Annotated in this window: 20 protein-coding genes and 1 pseudogene; 10 read left to right on the forward strand and 11 right to left on the reverse strand. The window is 71.4% G+C overall.

Annotated elements, in window-relative coordinates:
- Positions 1-45: 45 nt before the first annotated feature.
- Entirely contained in the window at positions 46-1,032 is a 987-nt protein-coding gene (locus tag ACZ7CD_RS16690) for a ribonucleotide-diphosphate reductase subunit beta (protein ID WP_470368888.1), read from the forward strand.
- Here the strand turns inward: ACZ7CD_RS16690 and idi are convergent.
- The gene (idi, locus tag ACZ7CD_RS16695; protein ID WP_360388326.1) at positions 1,018-1,602 is read right to left on the reverse strand and encodes an isopentenyl-diphosphate Delta-isomerase; all 585 of its coding nucleotides are present in this window, start codon (positions 1,600-1,602) and stop codon (positions 1,018-1,020) included. The genes ACZ7CD_RS16690 and idi overlap by 15 nt on opposite strands.
- Positions 1,603-1,829: 227 nt before the next feature.
- Here idi and ACZ7CD_RS16700 point away from each other — a divergent pair, with 227 nt between their 5' ends.
- The gene (locus ACZ7CD_RS16700) at positions 1,830-2,015 is read left to right on the forward strand and encodes an MbtH family protein (RefSeq protein ID WP_470379180.1); all 186 of its coding nucleotides are present in this window, start codon (positions 1,830-1,832) and stop codon (positions 2,013-2,015) included.
- A 79-nt stretch (positions 2,016-2,094) separates the two neighbouring features.
- Here the strand turns inward: ACZ7CD_RS16700 and ACZ7CD_RS16705 are convergent, their stop codons facing one another.
- The gene (locus ACZ7CD_RS16705) at positions 2,095-3,414 is read right to left on the reverse strand and encodes a serine/threonine-protein kinase (protein WP_360386871.1); all 1,320 of its coding nucleotides are present in this window, start codon (positions 3,412-3,414) and stop codon (positions 2,095-2,097) included.
- A gap of 69 nt (positions 3,415-3,483) precedes the next feature.
- On the opposite strand from ACZ7CD_RS16705, the gene ACZ7CD_RS16710 reads away from it, so the two are divergent.
- The 3 genes from ACZ7CD_RS16710 (at position 3,484) to ACZ7CD_RS16720 (ending at position 5,942) form a co-directional block, all read left to right on the forward strand.
- On the forward strand, positions 3,484-4,440 hold the full coding sequence (locus tag ACZ7CD_RS16710; RefSeq protein ID WP_470379181.1) for a magnesium transporter CorA family protein: 957 nt from the start codon (positions 3,484-3,486) through the stop codon (positions 4,438-4,440).
- 10 nt (positions 4,441-4,450) lie between these two features.
- A complete protein-coding gene (locus tag ACZ7CD_RS16715; protein WP_360386865.1) occupies positions 4,451-5,218 on the forward strand; it encodes an enoyl-CoA hydratase/isomerase family protein in 768 nt (255 codons plus the stop codon).
- 100 nt (positions 5,219-5,318) lie between these two features.
- The gene (locus ACZ7CD_RS16720; RefSeq protein WP_470368627.1) at positions 5,319-5,942 is read left to right on the forward strand and encodes a PIG-L deacetylase family protein; all 624 of its coding nucleotides are present in this window, start codon (positions 5,319-5,321) and stop codon (positions 5,940-5,942) included.
- A gap of 15 nt (positions 5,943-5,957) precedes the next feature.
- On the opposite strand, the gene ACZ7CD_RS16725 is transcribed toward ACZ7CD_RS16720, so the two are convergent.
- The 4 genes from ACZ7CD_RS16725 to ACZ7CD_RS16740 form a co-directional block, all read right to left on the reverse strand.
- The gene (locus ACZ7CD_RS16725) at positions 5,958-7,253 is read right to left on the reverse strand and encodes a UDP-glucose dehydrogenase family protein (protein ID WP_360386859.1); all 1,296 of its coding nucleotides are present in this window, start codon (positions 7,251-7,253) and stop codon (positions 5,958-5,960) included.
- Positions 7,253-8,581, reverse strand: coding sequence for a glycosyltransferase family 4 protein (locus tag ACZ7CD_RS16730; protein ID WP_470379182.1), 1,329 nt, complete (start codon positions 8,579-8,581; stop codon positions 7,253-7,255). The genes ACZ7CD_RS16725 and ACZ7CD_RS16730 overlap by 1 nt, the downstream gene beginning before the upstream one ends.
- 65 nt (positions 8,582-8,646) lie before the next feature.
- Positions 8,647-9,474, reverse strand: a complete 828-nt coding sequence (locus tag ACZ7CD_RS16735) for a glycosyltransferase (RefSeq protein ID WP_470379183.1) — start codon at positions 9,472-9,474, stop codon at positions 8,647-8,649.
- On the reverse strand, positions 9,471-10,421 hold the full coding sequence (locus ACZ7CD_RS16740) for a glycosyltransferase family 2 protein (protein WP_470379184.1): 951 nt from the start codon (positions 10,419-10,421) through the stop codon (positions 9,471-9,473). The genes ACZ7CD_RS16735 and ACZ7CD_RS16740 overlap by 4 nt, the downstream gene beginning before the upstream one ends.
- A 44-nt stretch (positions 10,422-10,465) precedes the next feature.
- Between ACZ7CD_RS16740 and ACZ7CD_RS16745 the strand changes: the two genes are divergently transcribed.
- The gene (locus ACZ7CD_RS16745) at positions 10,466-11,182 is read left to right on the forward strand and encodes a polysaccharide deacetylase family protein (RefSeq protein ID WP_458433383.1); all 717 of its coding nucleotides are present in this window, start codon (positions 10,466-10,468) and stop codon (positions 11,180-11,182) included.
- Between the two features lie 31 nt (positions 11,183-11,213).
- Here ACZ7CD_RS16745 and ACZ7CD_RS16750 read toward each other — a convergent pair whose 3' ends face one another.
- Genes ACZ7CD_RS16750 through ACZ7CD_RS16760 form a run of 3 tightly spaced genes read right to left on the reverse strand, consistent with a single transcriptional unit; the run spans position 11,214 to position 14,617 of the window.
- Positions 11,214-12,194 (reverse strand): hypothetical protein, encoded by a 981-nt coding sequence (locus ACZ7CD_RS16750; protein ID WP_470379185.1) that lies wholly within the window; start codon positions 12,192-12,194, stop codon positions 11,214-11,216.
- The gene (locus tag ACZ7CD_RS16755) at positions 12,191-13,456 is read right to left on the reverse strand and encodes an MFS transporter (protein ID WP_470379186.1); all 1,266 of its coding nucleotides are present in this window, start codon (positions 13,454-13,456) and stop codon (positions 12,191-12,193) included. Before ACZ7CD_RS16755 ends, ACZ7CD_RS16750 begins: the two co-directional genes overlap by 4 nt.
- A 27-nt stretch (positions 13,457-13,483) precedes the next feature.
- On the reverse strand, positions 13,484-14,617 hold the full coding sequence (locus ACZ7CD_RS16760) for a glycosyltransferase family 4 protein (RefSeq protein ID WP_470379187.1): 1,134 nt from the start codon (positions 14,615-14,617) through the stop codon (positions 13,484-13,486).
- 88 nt (positions 14,618-14,705) lie between these two features.
- Here ACZ7CD_RS16760 and ACZ7CD_RS16765 point away from each other — a divergent pair, with 88 nt between their 5' ends.
- Together ACZ7CD_RS16765 and ACZ7CD_RS16770 are read left to right on the forward strand one after the other, a co-directional pair.
- Entirely contained in the window at positions 14,706-15,476 is a 771-nt protein-coding gene (locus tag ACZ7CD_RS16765) for a GumC domain-containing protein (protein ID WP_360386839.1), read from the forward strand.
- A 4-nt stretch (positions 15,477-15,480) separates the two neighbouring features.
- Positions 15,481-16,863 (forward strand): O-antigen ligase family protein, encoded by a 1,383-nt coding sequence (locus ACZ7CD_RS16770; RefSeq protein ID WP_360386837.1) that lies wholly within the window; start codon positions 15,481-15,483, stop codon positions 16,861-16,863.
- Positions 16,864-16,880: 17 nt separating this feature from the next.
- Here the strand turns inward: ACZ7CD_RS16770 and ACZ7CD_RS16775 are convergent, their stop codons facing one another.
- Complete coding sequence (locus tag ACZ7CD_RS16775) at positions 16,881-17,828, reverse strand: right-handed parallel beta-helix repeat-containing protein (RefSeq protein ID WP_360386834.1); 948 nt, start codon at positions 17,826-17,828, stop codon at positions 16,881-16,883.
- Between the two features lie 245 nt (positions 17,829-18,073).
- Between ACZ7CD_RS16775 and ACZ7CD_RS16780 the strand changes: the two genes are divergently transcribed.
- Positions 18,074-19,537 (forward strand): oligosaccharide flippase family protein, encoded by a 1,464-nt coding sequence (locus ACZ7CD_RS16780; RefSeq protein ID WP_470379188.1) that lies wholly within the window; start codon positions 18,074-18,076, stop codon positions 19,535-19,537.
- Between the two features lie 60 nt (positions 19,538-19,597).
- A pseudogene (locus ACZ7CD_RS16785) lies at positions 19,598-20,419 on the forward strand (APH(3'') family aminoglycoside O-phosphotransferase).
- A gap of 12 nt (positions 20,420-20,431) precedes the next feature.
- Here the strand turns inward: ACZ7CD_RS16785 and ACZ7CD_RS16790 are convergent.
- Positions 20,432-21,628, reverse strand: coding sequence for a glycosyltransferase family 4 protein (locus ACZ7CD_RS16790; protein ID WP_458434445.1), 1,197 nt, complete (start codon positions 21,626-21,628; stop codon positions 20,432-20,434).
- Positions 21,629-21,630: the final 2 nt, after the last annotated feature.

Below are 21,630 nucleotides of genomic sequence, written 5' to 3' on the forward strand. Positions count from 1 at the left end.
ATCATCGACGCCGGTGCCGCGCGGGTCGGCGTGGACGACAAGGCGATGATCAACTGTCGTGCGGACGTCAACCAGCTGCTGCCGCTGAAGTACCACTGGGCGTGGGAGAAGTACCTGGCCGGCTGCAACAACGCGTGGATGCCGACCGAGGTGTCCATGCAGGCCGACATCGGCCTGTGGAAGTCGAAGGACGGCCTCACCGCGGACGAGCGCCTGATGATCAAGCGCAACCTCGGCTTCTTCGCCACGTCGGAGTCGTTGGTGGCCAACAACATCGTGCTCGCCGTGTACCGGCACCTGACCAACCCCGAGTGCCGGCAGTACCTGCTGCGCCAGGCGTTCGAGGAGGCCGTGCACACCCACACGTTCCAGTACGTCTGCACCTCGCTCGGCCTCGACGAGGGCGAGCTGTTCAACATGTACCGGGAGATCCCGTCCATCACGGACAAGGCCGCGTGGGCGTTGCAGTTCACCCGGCACCTGGAGGACCCGGGATTCCGCACCGGCACACCCGACCGCGACCGGGCGTTCCTCAAGGACCTCGTCGCGTTCTACGTGGTGTTCGAGGGCATGTGGTTCTACACCGGGTTCGCGCAGATCCTGTCCCTGGGGCGGCGCAACAAGATGGTCGGCGTCGCCGAGCAGTACCAGTACATCCTGCGCGACGAGTCGATCCACCTGAACTTCGGCATCGACGCGATCAACCAGATCAAGCTCGAGAACCCGCACCTGTGGGACGACGCGTTCCAGGCGGAGGTGCGCACCATGCTCGCGGAGGGCTGCGAGCTGGAGATCGCCTACGGCCGCGACACCATGCCGAACGGCATCCTGGGGCTGAACTCCGAGCTGTGCGAGCAGTACATGCGGTTCATCACGAACCGCCGCTGCGCACAGCTCGGGCTCGAGCCCGTGTGGGAGCCGGCGGAGAACCCGTTCCCGTGGATGTCGGAGATGATGGACCTCAAGAAGGAGAAGAACTTCTTCGAGACCCGCGTCATCGAGTACCAGAACGGCGGCTCACTGCAGTGGTGACAGCACCACGGCCTTAGGGAGCCCGGCCCGGTCCGCCACCGGCCACGCGAGCGGATCGGGCCCGAGCTCCACGAGCTCGGCGACCTGCAGGCGGGACCACGGCGACACCGGCCGGGTCCCGTCCAGGACGCTCGAGGCGTACACGCTCCACGGCACGCGCTCGGTCGAGTCGACCTCGTCGGGGTTCGGCACCGGCTCGGCGTCGGACAGCACCCGGAACACCGGGCACATCTCGTTCTCGACGACACCGTCCATCTCCGCCCGGTAGCGGAATGCCGGCAGGACCAGCTCGGGCACGCCGACGTCCATGCCGAGCTCGTCGCGCAGCCGCCGCCGCACCGCCTCGGCCATGTCCTCCTCCGGCAGGGGGTGGCCGCAGCACGTGTTGGTCCACAGGCCGGGGAACGTCTTCTTGTGCAGCGCCCGGCGGGTGAGCACGGTGTTGCCGGCCGAGTCGAAGACGTAGCTGGAGAACGCCAGGTGCAGCGGCGTGTCCGCGTGGTGCACGACAGCCTTGTCCTCGACGCCGATCGCCGAACCGTCCTCGCCGAGCAGGACCACCTGTTCCACAGTCACGACCACACGTAACCACACTCGGGCGGGGCACCGGAACCTGGGCGCCGACATCGTTGTCGTCGAGGGAACGTGGGTGGCTTGCGGGCGGCAGGGCAACGCGGCGCGCAGCAGTGTGGCACGCCGACACCCGGTGGCCGTGAGGACTCCGCGCAGCGGCAACCCGGCGGCGACTTGAGCGCGCGCCGAGCGCCGCCCGAGGTGGTCCACGTCACCCTGGACGCATGACCCCGTTCGCTTCGGCTCACACCATGTTCCTGGTGCTGGTCAGCCCGGCGGGCCAGTACTCGATCTGGCCGGCGGTGCTGCAGGTGCCCGCCGGCTGGCAGGTCGTGCACGGCGTGGCCAGCCGGCAGTCCTGCGAGGACCTCGTCGCCGTGCTCCGCGCCGATCTGCCGATGGCCGCCTAGTCGCACCCGCGACCCTGATGTGGTCCACGTCACCACCCGGCGTACCGGACACCGTGACGACCACCTGCGGGTGGACCGATCAGCGCCCGTCGTAGGAGCGCGGCAGGTACCAGGCCAGTGCGGCGCGCAGCTCGGCGACCTCGCGGTCACGGCGGCGGCGCGAGCGCTCGTGGGCGATCGGGAACACCCGCACCCCGCCGTGGTGGGCGCCGAAGAACCGGCGTGGCGCCGGGTCCTTGAGCCAGACCACGACCCACGGGCGCTTCTTGTGCGGCACCACCCGCACGCGCGCCAGCTCGTACCACCAGTACTGGTGGAACTTGCCGTTGCGGGTGGTGGCGATGCCCTCGCGACTGATCTCCACGACCACCTTGCGGCGCGCGGACGCGCCGAAGAACCGCGCGGCCCGCACCACCAGCACGCAGAACGCGGCCAGCGCCAGCAGCTGCGTCGCCCCGTTCGCCTGGGCGGCCGGGTCGGCGATGGCGGCGGCGAGCAGCGCGGCGGCCAGGTTCACCACGCCCCAGCTGAACGGCACGATCCGCGACGTCGAGAACGTGGCGGCGGCCGGGGTCATCGGGGCGGGCAGCTTCGTCGTCGGCGGCTTCGCGACCTGCGCCAGCAGCCGGGTGACCTCGGTGGGCTCCGGGCGCTTGGCCGGGTCGCGGTGCATGCACCGCTGCACCAGCGGCCGCAACGACTTGGGCAGCCCGTCGAGGTCCGGCTCGCCGTGCGCGGCCCGGTAGAGCAGCGTCGCCGTCGGGCCCTCGCCGAACGGTCCCCTGCCGGTGGCCGCGTAGACCAGCACCGCTCCCAGCGCGAACACGTCGCTGGGGCAGCCGACCTCCTGGCCGGTGATCTGCTCCGGCGACAGGAACCCCGGCGTGCCGAAGACCATGCCGGTCTCGGTCAGCGCCGTGTGCTCCATCGCGCGGGAGATGCCGAAGTCGATGACCCGCGGGCCGTCCGCGCCGAGCAGCACGTTCGCCGGCTTGAGGTCGCGGTGCACGAGCCCGGCGCCGTGGATCGCGGTGAGCGCGTCGGCCAGGCCCTCGGCGAGTCGTCTCAGGTGGTGCTCCGGCAGCGGCCCGTGCCGTTCGACTGCCTCCTGCAGCGTCGGGCCGGGCACGTACTCGGTCGCCATCCACGGCCGCGGTGCCCGTGTGTCGGCGTCGAGCACGGCCGCCGTTCCGGTACCGCCCACCGCCCGCGCCATCTGCACCTCGCGCCGGAACCGCTCGCGGAACCGCGGGTCGTCAGCGAGCTCTGCCCGCGCGACCTTGACCGCGACCTGCCTTCCGTCACTGCTCTGGCCCAGGTAGACGGTTCCCATGGCGCCACGACCGAGCCTGCCCAGCAGCAGGTAGTCGCCGATGCGCTGAGGTTGGTCCACCTTCACCGGTTCGAGGGTAGCGGGAACTCGGGCCGGAACCTCACATCTGAGCGGATCTACGTATCGTTGTCACCCATGGGCCGGACCCGCTTGTACCGCAACGGCGAACTGGTCGACCAGGACTTCCCGGTCGCCGACGTCGCACACCTGCTGGAAGATCCCTCGGCCGTGGTGTGGTTCGACCTGTGCGCGCCCTCGGAGCCCGACGTCCGCCTGCTGCGCGACGAGCTGGGCCTGCACGACCTGGCGATCGAGGACGCCCTCGCCGAGCGCCAGCGCCCGAAGGTCGACCGCTACCCCACCCACCTGTTCCTCGCGATGCACGCCGTCACCTACGCCGAGCACGAGGTCAGGACCACCGAGGTCGACGTGTTCGTGCTCCCGCGGGTCCTGGTCACCGTCCGGGAAGACGAGTCCTACCCGCTCGACGGCGTGCTGCGCCGCTGGGACGCGGGCGCCGACCTCGCCTCCGCCGGGGTCAGCTTCCTGCTGCACGGCCTGCTCGACGACGTGGTCGACGGCCACCACGCCGCCGCGCAGGAGCTGGAGGACCACGTCGAGGACGTCGAGGACAGCATCTACGCGGAACGCCCCCACCAGGGCCGCAAGATCCTCAAGCTGCGCCGCGCCCTGGTCCAGCTGCGCCGCGTGGCCCTGCCGATGCGCGAGATCCTCGGCTCGCTCGTCCACCGCGAGCACGCGCTGGTCTCCGACGAGCTGATGCCGTACTACCTGGACGTGAAGGACCACACCCTGTTCACCGCGGAGCTGACCGAGTCGCTGCGCGAGCTCGTGACGAACCTGCGCGAGGCCGAGGTGGCCGTCCAGGGCAACCGCCTGAACTCGATCATGAAGAAGGTCACGAGCTGGGCCGCGATCATCGCCGTCCCGACCGCCATCTCCGGCTTCTACGGCATGAACGTCCCGTACCCCGGTTACGACCAGCGGTGGGGCTTCTGGGTGGCCACCGCGGGCATCCTGGCCCTCTCCTACTACCTGTACCTGATGTTCAAACGCCGCGACTGGCTGTGAGGCTGCACCCGTGAAGATCCACCTGACCCGTCAGCACGAGCTCGCGATCATCACGATCGACGCACCCCCGCTCAACCTCTACACCCTGGAGCTGGACGCCGAGTTCCACGACGCCCTCGACGAGCTGGGCGACGCCCGCTGCCTGCTGGTCAACGCGGCCGGCAGGGTCGTCTCCGGCGGCGTGGACGTCTCCCTGTTCGCCGCCCAGGAGTACCGCTCCGACGCCCAGGCCCTGTTCGACCGCATGATGCTGCTCCCCCAGCGCCTGGCCGCGCTGCCGATCCCCACCGTCTTCGCCGCCCACTCCCTTTGCCTCACCTGGGCGTTCGAGCTGGCGGTGGCCTGCGACCTGGTCCTCGCCGCAGAGAGCGCCCGTTTCGGCCTGGTCGAGAAGGTCGTCGGCCTCACCCCGACGATGGGCGGCACCCAGCGCCTGGCCGCCCGCGCCGGTGTCGGCCGCGCCAAGGAGCTCGTCATGACCGGCGACCTGTACTCCGCCGAGACGCTGGAGCGCTGGAACGTCGTCAACCGCGTCCTGCCCGACGAGGGCTTCGCGCTGGCCGCCGAACGGTTCGCGCACGGCCTGGCCGTGGGCCCGACCCAGGCGCACGCGGCGACGAAGCAGGTGCTCGCCCACTTCGAACACGGTGGCGTCCCGGAGGCCGACGCGCACGTGACGACGATCGCGGCGGCCCTGTTCGACACCGAGGACTTGCCGAACGCCGTGCACAGCTTCCTGACCGACGGGCCGGGCAGGGCGACGTTCATCGGCCGCTGACGCGGGTCGCGGTGGAGCCGGAGTCCGGGCAGGGCCCCGGGGAACAGCGCTCCAGCGCGGCGACCGGGCCACGACCCGGTCCTCGGGTACGTTCCCCGGCGTGCACTTACCCGTACCGCGCACCCTCCTCGTCCTGCACGCCCACTCCGGTGACGAGTCGGCGACCACCGGCGGCGCGCTGGCGCTGTACTCCCGCCAGGGCGTCCGCACGGTCCTGGTCACCTGCACCGGCCCTGCGCAGAACCCGGAGCTGCAGGCCGCTGCCGACGTACTGGGCGTCACGGACCTGGAGGCGCTCGGTTACCTCGACTCCGGTGAGGACGGTGAGGTGGGGCAGGGCGGGTTCTGCGCCATCCCGGTGAACATCGCCGCCGGCCGGGTCGCGGCGCTGGTCGAGCGCTACCGGCCGCAGGTCGTGGTCACGCACCACGGCGCTCACCGCGACCACGTGCACGCGGTCCGGGTGGCGAAGTCGGCGGTCTACCGCACCGGCATCCCCGCCAAGCTCTACCTCACCGCCGGCGGGGGTGCGACGACGATCGACATCGACGACGTGGCCGACGTGAAGCGCAAGGCCGTGCAGTGCTACCCGGGGCGGTACGCGGAAGGGGCGTTCGCGGTCCAGGAGCACTACTTCCGCGACCTGGACACCACGAACGCCCCGCTGCCGGAGACCGACCTGTTCGCCGGCGTGACGAACTGCGGGCCGGACCTGCCGCGCTGAGGTCCGGGGAGGACCTCAGCGGCGGCCGAGGGACGTGCAGGTGAAGCCCGCCCTGCGGATGACGTCCGGGTCGAGGATGTTGCGGGTGTCGACGACCACCGGCTGGCGGACCGTCTCGGCGAGGCGGGCCCAGTCGAGCGAGCGGAAGTCCGGCCACTCGGTGAGCACCACGAGCGCGTCGACGTCCTTCGCCGCCTGGTAGGCGTCGTCCACAACGGACACCGCACCGAGGTCGGTGCCGCCGCTCAGTGCCGGGTCGTAGCCCACGAGCTCGGCACCGGCCTGCTTGAGCAGCGCCGCCACGGCCAGGGCCGGCGAGTCGCGCAGGTCGTCGGTGCCCGCCTTGAACGTGAGTCCGAGCAGACCGAGGCGGACGTGCGAGAGGGAGCCGCCGCGCTTGCCGGTGACCGCCAGGCGGACCTTCTCGACCATCCGGGTGCGCTGGCGCTCGTTGGTGTCGATCGTGGCGCGCAGCAGCCGGAACTCGAAGTCCGCGGCGTCCGCGGCCTGGAGCATCGCGTGCGTGTCCTTGGGCAGGCAGGAGCCGCCCCAGCCGGGACCGGGCGAGAGGAACGACTGGCCGATGCGCTTGTCGTAGCCCATGCCCTCGGTCACGTCGGTGATGTTCGCGCCGAGCCGTTCGCACAGCTCCGCGACCGCGTTGACGTACGAGAGCTTCATCGCGAGGAAGCAGTTCGCCGCGTACTTGACCAGCTCGGCGGAGGCCGCGTCGGTCAGCACGGTCGGCGCGCCCAGGCGGGCGTACAGGGCGGCCACGCGCTCGGCCGCGTCCTGCTGGTCGCAGCCGACGACGATGCGGTCCGGGTTCAGGAAGTCGTGCACGGCGGAGCCCTCGCGCAGGAACTCCGGGTTCGACACGACGGCCACGTCGTCGCGGCGCAGCAGCTCGGCCGTGCGGACCGCGGTGCCCACCGGCACCGTCGACTTGTTCACGATCACGCAGCCCGACGGCAGCAGGTCGCGGGTCTCGTCCACAACGGACTCGACGGCCTGCAGGTCCGCGATGCCGCCCACGCCCATCGGCGTCGGCACGCAGAGGAACACGACCTCGGCGTCGGCCACCGCGGCCGACGCGCCGACGACGAACGAGAGCCGGCCAGAGGCCAGGCCGCCGCTCACCAGGTCCGCGAGACCGGGTTCGAGGATGTCGACCTCGCCGCGCGAGAGCCGTTCGACCTTGGCCTCGTCGACGTCCGCGCACACCACGCGGTGCCCCAGTGACGCGAGACACGCACCGGTGGTCAGGCCGACGTAGCCGGTGCCGACGACAGCGATCCTTCTGACGAACATCATTCTCCCGTTCGGTTCACGGCGAACGCGCGGAGAACGGCGTCGTCGCTCACGTCGATCATCTTGTTGCCCCACTGGTCGGTACCGGCGGCCAGGTCAGGTCTACCGTCCGGGAAGGGCCCGCGCGACACGAATCCGGTGAGTCCGTCGAAGACCGAGACGTACGCCTCAGCCTGCGGGCGCCAGTCGAGCTCGGCCTCGCAGCGGCGGCGGCCCTCGAAGCCGAGCCGGCCGCGGCGCTCCGCGTCGTCGAGCAGGTCGAGCAGCGCCGACGTGAACGCCTCCACGTCACCCGGCTCGACGTAGACGGCGCAGTCGCCCGCCGACACCACGCTCTCGGTCAGCCGGTAGGACAGCACCGGCAGCGCGTAGGCCATGTACTCCATGGTCTTGTTCATGGTGGACACGTCGTTCAGCGGCGACAACGGGTCCGGCCCCAGTCCCACGGCGGCCGTGGACAGGTAGCGGGTGATCTGCTCGGGACCGACCCGGCCGGTGAACTCGACGTACGGGTCGAGACCCCAGGCCGCGGACTGCTTCCGCAGGTCCTCCAGGCAGTCGCCGAAGCCGAGCAGGGCGAACCGGACGTCGCTGCGGCCGTGGTCGAACACGACCCTGCGGGCCACCTCCAGCACGCCGTCGACACCGTCCTGCGGGCCCATGATGCCCAGGTAGGCGACCAGGTGCTTGCCGCCGCGGCGCAGCTCGTCCACGCCCTCGACCGGCCGCATGACCGTCGTGTCCGGGCCCGAACGCACCACCGTCGTGCGCTCGGGCGGCACGTCACCGCGGGTCCACGCGATCTTCTGGTACGAGGTGTTGGTCGAGGTCACCCGGTCGGCCGTGCGGAACGTGCGCCGCTCCAGCCACTTCAGGACCCGGTACTGCAGCTTGCCTGCGAACCCGGCCGGCTCGCCGAAGCGGGACAGGAAGACCTCGGGGTTGAGGTCGTGGTGGTCGAAGACGAACTTCACGCCGCCGAGCCGCCACAGCAGCGCGAGCGCCCAGTACGTGTCCGGCGGGTTGCACGCCTGCATCACGTCGAACCGGCGGCGCATGCGCACCTTCACGCTCAGCACCGCGGTGCGCACCCAGCAGTAGAGGAACTCCCAGGCGTAGCCGAGAGCACCCTCCGCCTGCGGTGGCGGGGCGTACTTGTGGAGGTGCACCCCGTCGAGGAGCTGGTAGGCGGGGTCACCCGGTCCCTTGGGGCAGATGACCGACACCTCGTAGCCGGCCGCTGTCAGCGCACGGCATTCGAGCCACACCCGCCGATCCAACGGCACGGGCAGGTTCTGCACGATGATCAACACGTGCGGTGCGCTCACAGCTAAGACCTCTCACCGGGGGACCGGGCCAACGCTCAGGTAGTCGTTCCACCAACGGGTGTGCGTTACCTCGTGGTGCGGTCGGTGGACCATTCGCCGGTCACACCGGTCAGGTGGCGCCAGCGGGCGAGCACCTTCTCCACGGCGAGCACCGACAGGAAGCACAGCGCGTCGAGTCGTGCGACCTCGCGCGACCGGACCAGGCCGCGCAGCTGCCCCAGGGCGAGCGGCGGCTCGTGGCCGGTGTGACCGAGCGCGTCCAGCTGCCGGTTGCCCAGCCGCACCCTGGCCCGGCGGCGCACCAGCGCCCCCACCGTCCTGGCCGGGCGCACGACCGCGCGCGCCGACGGGACGATCTTCTTCTCCGCCAAGGAGAACCTGCGCTGCACGTACCCGTCGTCGTTGACGACGTCGGGCATCGGGAAGATCCGGGCGTGACCGCGTTCGGTGACCATGTAGGCGCCGGTGCCGGACAGCCCGCGGCGCTGGGCGAGCAGCCGCGCGATGGTGCGGTGGAAACCCGCGGCGACGCGGGAGCAGCCGGTGAGGTCGAGCTCGGGCACCGGCGCGCACGCGAGGGCCGTGTCGTCGGAGGTGAGCTCGAACACCATGGCGCGCAACGACTCGGCGGTCAGGTCGACGTCCGCGTCCAGGTACACCCGCGGGAACGTGGCGCACACCTCGTCACCCAGGGCGAGCGCGTGCACCTTGCCCGCCACCGGGGTCTCCACGACCTTCACGCCCGCCGCGCGGGCCACGCCGGCGGTGGCGTCGGTGCACGCGTTGGCCACGACGACGACGTCGAACTCCCCGCCCAGCAAGGACAGGGACCGCGCGATGCCGCGTTCCTCGTTGTGCGCCGGGATGACCACACCGGCGACCGGCCGCGTCACGCGGACCCCGCCACGTCGGTGCGGGCGCCCCAGCCGCCGGCCCATTCCGCGCGGCGGCGCCACACCTCGCTCCAGCGCGGGCCCCTGCGCAGCACCCGTTCGGCCGCGGCGCGCAACGCCACGCCTGCCCGCAGCGCGAAGAGCCCGTACCGCCGCGCCGGCACGTGGCGCTGCACGACCGTCGCCCGGCCGGTGAGCACCAGCACGTCGCGGTTCACCCGGTGCGCGGAGGAGGCGCCGACGGCGTGCTCGAACTCCGCGGCCGGTGCGATGCACGGCGAGAAGCCGAGTGCGGCGGCGCGCAGGCAGAGGTCCTGGTCCTCGCCGTAGATCCGGTAGGTCTCGTCGAACCCGCCGAGCCGTTCCCAGGTCTCGCGGGAGATCAGCAGGAACCCGCCGCTGATGACGTCGACCGGGCGCTGGTCGTCGCGCTGCCAGCCGCCCAGCGACTCGGGGTCGAAGAACGCGGAGCCGCGGAAGGCGCTGGACAGGCCGAGCATGCCGCTCGTGAGGCTCCAGGCGGTGATGCGGCCGAAGCAGCTGCGCGGGTCGAGCTCCCCGTCGGGTGTGACGCAGCGCCCACCGACGATGCCCGTGCGCGGCCGTGCCCTCAGCACCGTCAGCGCCGCGTCGATCGCGCCCGGCCTCGGGTGCGCGTCCGGGTTCAGCAACAGGAAGTAGTCGCCCCTGGCGCGTTTCGCCGTGCGGTTGACCGCGAAGCCGAAGCCGGTGTTGCGGTGCATGCGCTCGACCGCGCCGGTGCCCAGCAACCGCTCGGCCACCTCGGCCGCGCCGTCCGCGGAACCGTTGTCCGTCACCAGGACCTCGAACGGGTCCGACGGCGCCGCAGACCCCTGCAGCGAACGCAACGTGGCTTCGAGGTGGTCGGCGGCGTTGTAGGACACCATCAAGATCGACAGACTCACCAGGTCGGAGCCACTCGTCATGTCAACTGGATCGAGAGCCCGTCTGGAGTCGTTACAGTGACGGCATGATCCGTCGCCTCGCCCGGCGCCTCGTCCTGCCGCTCACTGCTCCGATCGGCTCAGTGCGACAGGTCTCTTCGCCGCAACCGCACGTCGTGCTCACCTACGACGACGGGCCGCAGCCGGGCGCGACCGAACGGGTGCTGGAATCCTTGGCGAACTCCGGTTGCACGGCAACGTTCTTCGTGTTGACGGGCCGGGCGCGCAAGCACCCGGGACTGCTCGCCGAGGTGCAGGCCGCTGGCCACGAGATCGCGCTGCACGGCGTCGACCACGTGCGCCTCACCACACTGGCACCCAAGGAGGTGCGCGCCCGCACGGCCGACGGCAAGCACTTCCTGGAGGACGTCCTCGGCACCGAGGTGCGCTGGTTCCGCCCCCCGTACGGCGCGCAGCGGCCGGCGACGTACGCGGCGATCCGCGCCACCGGCATGGACTCCGTGGTGTGGGACGTGGCGGCGTTCGACTGGGAGGACGACCCGGCCGCCACGATCGCCGAGCGGACGCTGCGGGAGGTCCACAGTGGAGCGGTCGTGCTGATGCACGACGGCTACGCGGGACCGGAGGACGGCGTCGACGACGGGCCCGCTCCGACGTTCGACCGCGGCGAGCTCGCCCGGCTGGTGTGCACCGGCCTGGCCGAGCGCGGCCTGAAGGGCGTCTCGCTGCGCGACGCCCTCGCGCACGGCCGGCCGGTGAAGCGGGCCTGGTTCCGCTCCTGACGGTGAACCTCACCGCCGAGGGCGCCAGGGGCTACCGCACGGGCACCGGGGACGCGGCGGCGGTGATCAGCACCTTCGGCGCGGTGGAACCGTCGGCGCGCACCTCGTAGATCGACGAGCGCTTCTCGTCACCGTTCGTCGCGGCGTAGGCCAGGGTGTCGCCGTCCAGCCACGTGGCCTGGTCGTCGATGCCGGTCGTGCCCTCGATGACGGTCTCGGCGTTCGTGCGCAGGTCGGCCACCGCGAGCCGCCACGGCCCGGTGCGCGAGGTCCGCTTCTTGTAGGCGACCTTCGTGCCGTCCGGTGACAGCGACGGGCACTCGGCGGTCTGCCGGACGTCGGTCATCGTCCGCGCGACCAGGTCGCCCTTCATCAGCCACGTGCGGCCGGCCGTGGCCATCGTCGCGTAGAACGTGCGGTCGTCCTGGGCGACCGTGACGCCCCAGAAGTTGATGTCCGCGGCGGTCATGACCTGGCCGCCGACGGTGGACCGGAAGGTCTCCAGCGACTCGACGAGCGTGCCGGAGGCCAGGTCCAGCACACCGGTCCTGGTGGAGAAGCCGCCCGGCACGGAGTAGGAGTCGCCGGTGACGAACGTCGTCCAGGAGACCACCTTGCCCGACTGGGAGACCCGCGCCCGGCTCGGCGTGCCCGGCAGCGCGACCGTGCGGAGCACCTCGCCGTCCGCGTCCAGGACGGCGGCCTCGTAGGACGGCCCGATGCCCGCGAGCCGCAGGCAGACCGTCGTCCCCGCGGCCACGTAGACCCGCTGGCACCGCAGCGCGGTCGGGGTGCGCTTGCCGCCGGGGTCGGCGAGCGCGACCTGGTCGACCTGGCCGTCGTAGCTCTCCAGGTCGACGAACAGCAGTCCGCCCTGCACCGGCGGCGCGGCGCTCGCCCGCGCGTCGTCGCGCTCGGCCACGGTCCAGGCGACGAACCCGCCGCCGCCGAGCAGCACCAGCACGATGGCGGCGATGCCGATGGCGACGCGGTGCCGGGCGAGCGCGGTCACGCCGCCACCTCCGCGTCGGCGCTGGTGCGGCCGCGGCCGGTGAGGACCAGCGCGGTCCCGAGTGCGGCGAGGAGCGCGACGGCGGCCACGAGCACGGCCCAGCGCATGTCGAGGAAGGTCAACAACACTCCGAAGAGGACGGACGAGAGCAGCCGGGCGACGGCCTGGCCGGTCTGCAGGATCGCGAGCCCGCTCGCCCTGATCGACTCGGGCACCAGCTCCGCTCCGTGCGCCATCAGCACACCGTCGGTAGCGGCGTAGAAGAGGCCGTGCAGCAGCAGGACCAGGCACACCACCGCGATTCCGCGACCGCCGAGGACGAGCAGCGCGTACACGCCCAGCAACGCGACGTGGCCGACGGCGAACATCCGCCAGCGGCCGAACCGGTCGGCCACGCGCCCCAGCGGCAGCGCGGCCAGCAGGAACACCAGCGCGGTGCCCAGCGGCAGCAACGGCAGCAGGCTCGTCGGCACCCCGGCGGTCTTCTGCAGCACGACGAAGACGAACGCGTCGCTGATCGTGGCGAACCCGAGCACGGTGGCCGCGACCGACGCGCCGCGGAACCTCTTGCCGCGCAACAGGTGCAGACCATCACGCCAGCGGATCTCCGGCCGGGGCGCGGCGACGGCGGTGCGCGGCGGGCCGGGCACGAACGTCACCAGCACGATCACGCCGACCAGCGCGAAGCAGAAGCTCACGCCGAAGACCAGGCTCGGGTCGGCGCCGAGCTGGATCATGATGAGGAACGTCACCAGCGGGCCGAGCATCGCGCCGAACGTGTCCATCGCCCGGTGCAGGCCGAACGCCCTGCCCAGCACGGGCGCCGGGGTGGCCAGGGAGATCAGCGCGTCGCGCGGCGCGGTGCGCAGGCCCTTGCCCGCGCGGTCCGTGGCCACGACGGCACCGATCGCGGCGGTCGAGGCGCCGGCGAACGGGAAGAGCAGTTTGGACAGTGCCGAGATCCCGTACCCCGCCAGCGCCACCGCCCGGTACTTGCCCAGCCGGTCACCCAGGTGGCCGCCGACCAACCGGAGAAGGACGGTGGCACCGCTGTACAAACCGTCGAGCAGTCCGAACTGGACATACCCGAGCTGCAGGACGTAGAGCACGTAAACCGGCATGAACGCGGTGACCATCTCCGCGGACACGTCGGTGAGGAGGCTCACAGCGCCCAGTGCGACGACCGTGCCGGGCACCTTCCCGGCGACGCCGGTGCCGCCGGCCGCCTCGACCGGCTTGGTGCGCGCGGAGGCCAGGTACATCGAGCGTCTCTCCTCCGCTGCGGGAACCTAGGTGCGGACCACCTGCCGCGCGACCGCGACAACCTCGTCAGCTGCGCGTTCCCACGAGTAGTGCTCGCGAACGGCAGCCGCCTCGGCGGCCGTTCGAGTGAACACGGTGTCATCCGCGAGCAGGCGTGCGACAGCGCCAGCCAGCTCTGCTGGGTCATCGGTTGCGACGAGGGCGCCGTTACGGCCGTCCTCCACGATCTCGGGCATGGCGAAGGCCTTGCGGGCCACGCACGGCAGGCCGCGGGCCAGCGCCTCGACGAGCGCGATGCCGAAGCCCTCGAAGCGCGACGGCATGACGAACACGTCGTGGTCGTCGTAGATGCCCGCCATCGCGTCGATCGGCTGGCGCCCGAGGAACGTCACACCCGGCGGGACCTCCCCCGGCAGCGGCCACTGGGCGGGGCCGACGACCGTGAGCGTGATCCCGGGGTCGACCTCGGCCCGCAGCCGGGCGACGGCGCCGAGCACCTGCGGGCCGTTCTTGGTGAAGAAGTCCTTGCCGACCAGGAGAAGCCGCCGTCGCGGTCCATCGATCCGGCGCTGCCGCACCTCTTCGGGCACCTCCTGACCGGTCCACGCGGCCGACGCGCCGGGGTTCACGACGTGCACCCGTTCACGTGGCACACCCGAGACGTTCACCAGGTGGTCGGCGAACCACCGGCTCATCGCCACGACCCCGGCGGCGCGTTCGTACATCCCGCGCTGGCGGTCGCGAAGCCGTTCCAGGTCACCGCGTGCCAGCGACGGGAAGTGGACAAGTCGCCCGTTCTCGTCCATGTGGTCGAAAAGCACGTCGTAGCTCAGGTCCTGGAGGATGAGGAACGGCGCGCTGACCGGTGCGAGGTCCTGGATCTGCAGCACCACGTCGCACGGGTTGGCGCGCAGGCTCCGGTCGAGGCTCCGCTCCCCGTAACGGCGTGCGAGAGCGGAGTGCTTCCACATCGACACCCAGCGGCCGTCGACGCGCCGGGCGTTGACGGCCTTGAAGGCGGCGCGCACCGCCCCGGGGTAGGTCAACCCGACGTCGACGACCTCGATACGCTGGCGCAACGCGTTTCTGAGGTTCCAGGGGGTGTGCGACCACGTCCCTTCCGGACGGGGGTCCCACGCGCAGGCGAATCCGAGGCGCATGGGGCACACCATAGCGGCGGGTAACGGGGAGCCGGGGCGACGCGATTACCGTTTCGTACAGGCGACTGCCCCGCGACTTGAGGTGAGCATGGATTTCTGGAAGACCATCAAGGTCCTCCTCCGCCGGTGGTACGTCGCTCTGCCCGTGCTGTTGCTGTCCCTCGGTGGTGCGGGGGTCGTGTTCGCATCGGTGCCGCCGGAGTACGAGTCGACCGGCACGGACCTGCTGACGGTGCCGAAGGCCGGCGCCACGCTCGACCCGTCGAAGCCCTCCGGGATCATCAACCCGTTGCTGGCGTTCGACGCGAGCCTCACGACCACGGCGCAGCTGCTGACCCAGGTGCTGCTCGACCCGGCGGTCTACGCGCAGCTGACCCGGAACAACCCGGACATCGAGTGCGAGGCGGGCGACGGCGGTCTGCGCGGTCCCTTCGTCCAGGTCGTCTGCAAGGCGCCGACCCCGGAGGCCGCGCGTGCCACCGTGGACGGGGCGTTCAAGCGGCTGAGCCAGGAGCTCGTCGAGCGGCAGCGCAAGCTCGGCGCGCCGGAGTCGACGTTCATCAACGTCGAGACCGTCGTCGCGCCGACCGAGGCGACACTGCTCGTCGGCGGCAAGCTGCGGGCGGCGGGCGCGGCACTCGCGCTGGGCCTCGCGGCGAGCCTCACGTCGGCGTACATGATCGAGAGCTTCATGCTGCGCCGCAAGAAGCCCGAGGCGCGCAAGCCGGAGCCCAGGAAGCCGGACGACCCGAAGTGGCCGTCCGACGAGGGCGAGCGGCGCGCCACCCCGGCCGCGCCCCAGCACCACAAGCTCTCCAACGAGGCGAACCCGACGGTGCGCATCGCCCGGCCGGGCTGAGCCGATGCCGAGAACACCCGTCCACCCCCGCACGCTCACCCGAACCGACGGCGCCACCCTCTCGGTGGTCTACATCGCCGTGCTGGTGCTCGTGCCGTCCCGGCTGGTGCTCGCCGGCATCCCGCTCGACATCCGGCCGTCGATGCTGCTGGGCTTCGGCCTCGGCATGTGCTGGCTGTGCGCGCAGATGGTCGACAACCTCGGCATGGCGAAGGGGCGCAGCGGTGTCCGCACCGCGATCTTCCTCTTCGCCTCGTCGCAGATCGCGACCTACGGGTACGTGACCCTGCGGCACATGCCCTACGACGAGCTGAAGTCGGCCGACCTGAGCTTCGTCACGATCGTCTCGCTGATGGCGGCCGGTCTGCTGATCATCGACGGCGTCCGCACCCTGGACCGCCTCGACAGGGTGCTGAAGTTCGTGGTGATCGCCTGCACGATCATGGCGGTCATCGGCATGATGCAGTTCTTCACCGGCTTCGACCTCACCAAGTACATGGCGATGGTGCCGGGCCTGCGCTCGGTCGGCACCGGTGAGGCCGTGCTGGCCCGTGCCGCGTTCCGCCGCCCCGGCGGAACGGCGGGCCACCCCATCGAGTTCGGCGTCGTGTGCGGTCTCGCCGTGCCGCTGGCCGCGCACTACGCGTTCCGCACGAAGAAGCGCAGGCAACCCAGCCGCCGCTGGTGGTTCTGCGTGCTGATGCTCGCGATGGGCGCGGTCGTGTCGCTGTCCCGCTCGGCGATCCTGGGCCTGCTGGTGGCGGGCATCATCCTGCTGCCGACGTGGCCCGCCAAGCAGCAACTGCACACGATCCTCGCCGCACTGGGCTTCCTGACGGTGCTGCGCGCGTTCGTGCCCGGCCTGGTCGGCACGCTGCTGAGCCTGTTCCGCAACATCTCCAACGACCCGAGCATCCAGGGCCGCACCGACGACTACGCGAGCACCGAGGCCACGATCGAGCAGAACCTGTGGCTGGGCCGCGGGTTCGGCACCTACCTGCCCACCAGGTACGGGCCGATCGACAACCAGTACCTCGGCTCGCTGGTGGAGAACGGCCTCGTCGGCATGCTCGCGTTCCTGTTCCTGTTCATCGCCGGCATCTACGCGGCAGCGGCGGCCCGGCGGCTGAGCACCGACCCGCACGTGCGGGACCTGTGCCAGTCGCTGCTCGCCTGCATCGCGATGCTCGGCGTCTCCAGCGCCACGTACGACACGTTCGCGTTCAAGATCGCGAGCGGGCTGATGTTCGTGCTGCTCGGGTGCGCCGGCGCGCTGCTGCGGATGCAGAAGGCCGCGGCCGCGACGATGGCCTCGGCGCCGGTGCCTCCGCTGCCGCAGACGGCGACGTCCCCTTCCCGCGCTGTGCGGGAGGGGACGTCGCCGTGAGCGCTGCCGCGAGCCGGTCAGTTCTTGACGGCCGACCCGTCCTCGTAGGTGTTGTTCACCCACTCGACCTGGCCGTCGAGCCGGGCAGGGCCGTAGACGAAGCCCTTCGTGAAGACGTTGTCGCGGATGACCCGGTTGGTGCCCTTGGGGTCGAGGTAGATCGTGTAGTTGCCGCCGTTGAGGAAGTTGTTCGCGATCAGGATGTTCGACGGCGAGCCGAACTCACCGCCGACGAGGATCGCCGACGTCTGGTTCTTCGGGTTCTCGATCCGGTTGTGGCGGATGGTGATGTTGGAGCCACCGGTGATCTGGATGCCGTCGTTGTGGTCGCCGGGACCCTTGCTCAGGTCGTGGATCCACGAGTCGACCAGGCTCGCGCCGGTGTCCATCTTCACGCCGTCCGAGCAGCCGCTGATGTTGATGCGCACCGAGGTGACGCCCCCGTAGCCGACGCCGTACTCGCAGTCGTCGGAGCCGATGATCTCGACGTCCTGCACGGTGAGCCGGGTGAACTTGTCCACGAGGTAGACGCCCCACTGGCCGGTCGCCCTGACCTGGCTGCGGGTGATCTTGACGTCGTTCGCGGTGACGCGCACCGAGCAGGGGATCTGCTTGCCGTCGATGACCGTGCCGGCCTTGTCGATCAGGTACTCGCCGCCCTTGCAGGGCAGCGGGGCGAGCTTGACGCCGGTGTGCGCCCAGCCGGTGTTGTCGGGACCGGGCCAGCCCCCCGCGGCGGGCGGTGTGGGGGTCGACGGGGGCTTGGGCGTCGTGGTCGTCGGCAGCGGCGGCGCGACCGACGACTGGGTGCTGCTGGGTGCGGCGCTGCTGGAGCTGGCCGGGGCCGGCGAGGACGTCTCGGTGGACGTCGGCGCGGCACCGGTGGGGTCGCCCTCCTCCGCTCCCGCTCCGGCCTTGCAGCCGGCGAGCGCCAGCGCGGCCGCGATCACCACAACAACGGACAACCGTGCCGGCCGACCATTGTTCCCACAGGTCACGGCCCTATCACGGGCAGTTCTCATGAAGAATTCCTTCGCGTGATCATTGTGCAGTACACGGCGGACACCGACCAATGTCACCCACGTCCGTCCAACCGCGACTTCGCGGCAGCACGGCACTTCTTACCCCATGGCCCGGCGGTTGCCAAACCCCCGCAACCAATTTCCCGAGCCATAGGAATAATTGATGACCCGTTGCGCGGGGAGTACGCATGACCGGCGAAGAACCGATCACCACCACAAAAGACGCCGACCACCTGGCGAAATCCACTTCAGGCGGAAAGGTCCGCCGCGCACTCGGCTTGAGCTTCCTGAACACGGTGTTCGGCAAAATTGGAACGCTGCTCACAGGAATCCTCCTCGCGCGGGTTCTCGTGCCGGAGGACTTCGGTGTCTTCGCGGTCGCGCTGGTCGCTCTCGGCGCTCTGCTCGCGATCAACGAGCTCGGCGTCAGCCTGGCACTGGTGCGCTGGCCCGGCGACCCGAGGGAGATCGCGCCGACCGTCACGACGATCTCCATCGCGTCCAGCGGCCTGCTCTACGCCCTGTGCTGGTTCGCCGCGCCCGCGTTCTCCGAGGCGCTGGGGGCACCCGACGCGACCGGTGTGGTGCGGCTGCTGTGCCTGTCGGTGCTGATCGACGGCGCGACGGCCGCGGCCGCGCAGTTCACCAACCGCGAGTTCCGCCAGGGCGCCCGGCTCGCGGTCGACATGTCGAACCTGGTGCTCACGACCGGGGTGACCGTGGCGCTGGCGCTGGCCGACCACGGGGCGTGGAGCCTCGCGTGGGGCAGGCTCGTCGGCAACGCGCTGTCGGCCATCCTGTTGTTCCGGCTCGTCGCGCTGTGGCCGAAGCCCGGTTTCGACCGCAGGCAGGCCCGTGAGCTGATGACGTTCGGCCTGCCGCTGGCCGGGGCGAGCCTGCTCGTGTTCGCGATGCTGAACGTGCACTTCGTGATCACCGGCTCGCTGCTCGGCGCGGTGGCGCTGGGCCTGTACCTGCAGGCGTTCAACCTGTCGAGCTGGCCGGTGAACATGTTCTCGGTGGTGATCCGCCGGGTGTCGCTGGCCGCGTTCGCCCGCGTCCAGGACTCGCCGGCCGAACGCGAGGCGCTGCTGGCCAGGTTCACGACGCTGCTGATGGCCGGCGCGTTGCCGGTGTGCGCGCTGCTGGGCCTGCTGGCGCTGCCGACGGTGACGACGCTGTACGGGCACAACTGGGCCGGGTCGGCCGCCGCGTTGCAGTTCCTGGTGGTGCTCGCGATCGTGCGGGTGGTCACCGAGCTCGCCTACGACTACCTCGTCGCGCTGAACCTGCCCTCCCGCACGATGTGGTTGCAGGCGGGCTGGCTCGTGGTGCTGGTCGCGCTGCTGCCGCTGGGGGCGATGTGGGACGGCATCCGCGGGGTGTCGGCGATGCACGCGCTGATCGCGGTGTTCCTGGTGCTGCCCGCGTACACGCTCGCCGTGACCCGCACCGGCGTGCGCCTGCGCGTGCTGCTCGCGGCGGTCGCACGGCCGGCGCTCGGCTGCGCGCTGCTGGCCGCGGTGGTGCTGGTCGTCCGGTGGCTCACCGAACCGTCGGTCCTCCAGCTGCTGCTCGGCGCGGGCCTCGGCGGTGCCGTCCACCTGGCCGTCGTGTGGCCGCTGCGCAACCTCGTCAAACACCTCGGCTGACCGCTCCCGACCGCGTTGCGCGCGGTGATCCGGTGGAGGGCGCTGGCTAGGATGATCTTCATGGCTGGGAGGTCACCGGTTCCCGAGTGGGAGTCCCTGCTCGTCCGGCGGCTTCCCGGCACGTGGGAGCCCGTCACGGGTGGGGAGTCGGGCGCTCGTGTCCTGCGCAGTGCCGACGGCTCGCGGTACGCCAAGTGCGTACCCGCAGAGCAGCAGGACCTCCTGGCCTGGGAACGGGACCGGGTCGACTGGCTCAGCAGCAGCGGTGTCCCGGGCCCGGTGGTGCTCGAATGGGTCGCCGACGCCGACGCCGCCTGCCTGGTGACCAGCGCTGTCCGCGGGGTGCCCGCCGACAGCATGCCGGCCGACGCGCTTCGGCGGGCGTGGCCGTCCATCGCGGAGGCCGTGCGCGGGTTGCACGCGTTGCCCGCAGGCGACTGCCCGTTCACCCGGGACCTGGGGCAGATGTTCGCCGTCGCCCGGGACGTCGTCGCGCGGGGTGCGGTCAACCCGGAGTTCTTGCCGGTCGAGCAGCAGCAGGCGGCTCCTGCAGAACTGCTCGCGAGGCTTGCCGTGCAGGTCGACCGCCGCCTTGAGCAGGAAGCCGCCGACACCGTCGTCTGTCACGGTGACCTGTGCCTGCCCAACATCATCCTCGACCCCGGCACGGCCGGCGTCGCGGGCTTCATCGACCTCGGACGCCTCGGCCGGGCAGACCGGTACGCCGACATCGGCCTGCTGCTCGCCAACGCCAGGGAGACGTGGGAGGACGAGGACCGGGCGATCGCCGCCGACGACGCCTTCGCCGATGGCTAGGGCATCGCGCTCGATGTCGACCGGCAGCGGTTCTACCTCCACCTGGACCCGCTCACCTGGGGGTAGCCCGCGGTCCGGTCAGCGGCGGGTCGCGGCCGCGTTGGCGTCGTCCACGGCGACGCGGCCGCGCAACCGTTCGACCTTGCGGCGCACCTTGTACGCCGCCAGACCGCTCGTGGAGCGCACGACGTCCAGCAGGTCGGTGCCGGCCGTGCGCGCGGCGATCTCGTACTCCTGCTCCTGCAGCTCGGCGGCACGGCGCAGGCTGAACCGGTCGACCACGAGCTTGCGCCCGAACTCCCCCAGCTCGGCGCGCAGCCGCGGTGACTCGACGAGCCGCCGCAGAGCAGCCGTCAGCGACGGCACCCCGTCCCCGCCAAAACCCCACCAACCGCCCGACAGGAACCCCGGCAGGCTCTCCTCGGTGACCAGCTCGCTGAACCCGTCGAGCCCCAGCACCACCAACGGCTTGCCGAACGACAGCGCGCGCAGCGCAGAGCCGCCCATGCCGGCCGCGATGTCGGCGGCGGCGTACGCGGGCCGGGGGTCGGCGAGCTGACCGGTCAACACGACCGCACGACGGCCCGCGCGCGCGTTGGCCTTCTCCGCGCGTTCGGCGATCTCGGACCGCGCCGGACCGTCGCCGACGATGGCCAGCTGGGCGTCGTCGAGCTCCGCCACCGCGTCGCACGCGGCCAGCAGGCCCGGCAGCTTCAGGTCCGGCACGAGCCGCGACACCGCCACGACCAGCGGCGCGTCGGTGAGCCCGTGCCGGGCGCGGAACCCGCCGTCGGCGAACCCCGGGTGGTCGCCGTCGGTGTCGACGGGCGGTTCCAGCAGCGTCACGCGGTGGTGCCCGGCGGCCACGGCCTCCTGGCGGATCTGCTCGGTGCCCACGATCAACGGGATCGAGCGCGGGAAGAACGGCACCACCGACATCGACATCACGGTCGCGATCGGCGCGGCCGTGCGGCGGATCCCGGCGCCGTACAGGGCCTCGAACGCGGGCGGCCACTCGTAGCCGTGCACGACGTCGATGCCGCGCGAGCGCACCAGCCGGTTGATCGTCGAGACCACCCGGCGGTCGGGGCGCTTGCGCCGCAACGGGATCTCGACGTGCTCCAGGCCGTGCGCGGCGACCAGCGGCACCAGCTCCCCCGGTTCGGACACCACGACCACCTCGTGCCCGCGGTCGCGCACGGCCGCGGCGAGCTGGAGCGCGTTCAGCTGGGAGCCCCCGAGCTCCATGCTGTGGGGGTAGACGACGACCCGCATGC

This window comes from Lentzea sp. NPDC036949 (assembly GCF_055608075.1).

Bases quoted from the DNA above. Each gene is read 5' to 3' on its own strand.
- ACZ7CD_RS16690 (WP_470368888.1), top strand. From the start codon at position 46: ATGATCAACTGTCGTGCGGACGTCAACCAGCTGCTGCCGCTGAAGTAC.
- ACZ7CD_RS16700 (WP_470379180.1), top strand. From the start codon at position 1,830: ATGACCCCGTTCGCTTCGGCTCACACCATGTTCCTGGTGCTGGTCAGC.
- ACZ7CD_RS16710 (WP_470379181.1), top strand. From the start codon at position 3,484: ATGGGCCGGACCCGCTTGTACCGCAACGGCGAACTGGTCGACCAGGAC.
- ACZ7CD_RS16725 (WP_360386859.1), bottom strand. From the start codon at position 7,253: ATGTTCGTCAGAAGGATCGCTGTCGTCGGCACCGGCTACGTCGGCCTG.
- ACZ7CD_RS16740 (WP_470379184.1), bottom strand. From the start codon at position 10,421: ATGACGAGTGGCTCCGACCTGGTGAGTCTGTCGATCTTGATGGTGTCC.
- ACZ7CD_RS16745 (WP_458433383.1), top strand. From the start codon at position 10,466: ATGATCCGTCGCCTCGCCCGGCGCCTCGTCCTGCCGCTCACTGCTCCG.
- ACZ7CD_RS16755 (WP_470379186.1), bottom strand. From the start codon at position 13,456: ATGTACCTGGCCTCCGCGCGCACCAAGCCGGTCGAGGCGGCCGGCGGC.
- ACZ7CD_RS16760 (WP_470379187.1), bottom strand. From the start codon at position 14,617: ATGCGCCTCGGATTCGCCTGCGCGTGGGACCCCCGTCCGGAAGGGACG.
- ACZ7CD_RS16765 (WP_360386839.1), top strand. From the start codon at position 14,706: ATGGATTTCTGGAAGACCATCAAGGTCCTCCTCCGCCGGTGGTACGTC.
- ACZ7CD_RS16770 (WP_360386837.1), top strand. From the start codon at position 15,481: ATGCCGAGAACACCCGTCCACCCCCGCACGCTCACCCGAACCGACGGC.
- ACZ7CD_RS16780 (WP_470379188.1), top strand. From the start codon at position 18,074: ATGACCGGCGAAGAACCGATCACCACCACAAAAGACGCCGACCACCTG.
- ACZ7CD_RS16790 (WP_458434445.1), bottom strand. From the start codon at position 21,628: ATGCGGGTCGTCGTCTACCCCCACAGCATGGAGCTCGGGGGCTCCCAG.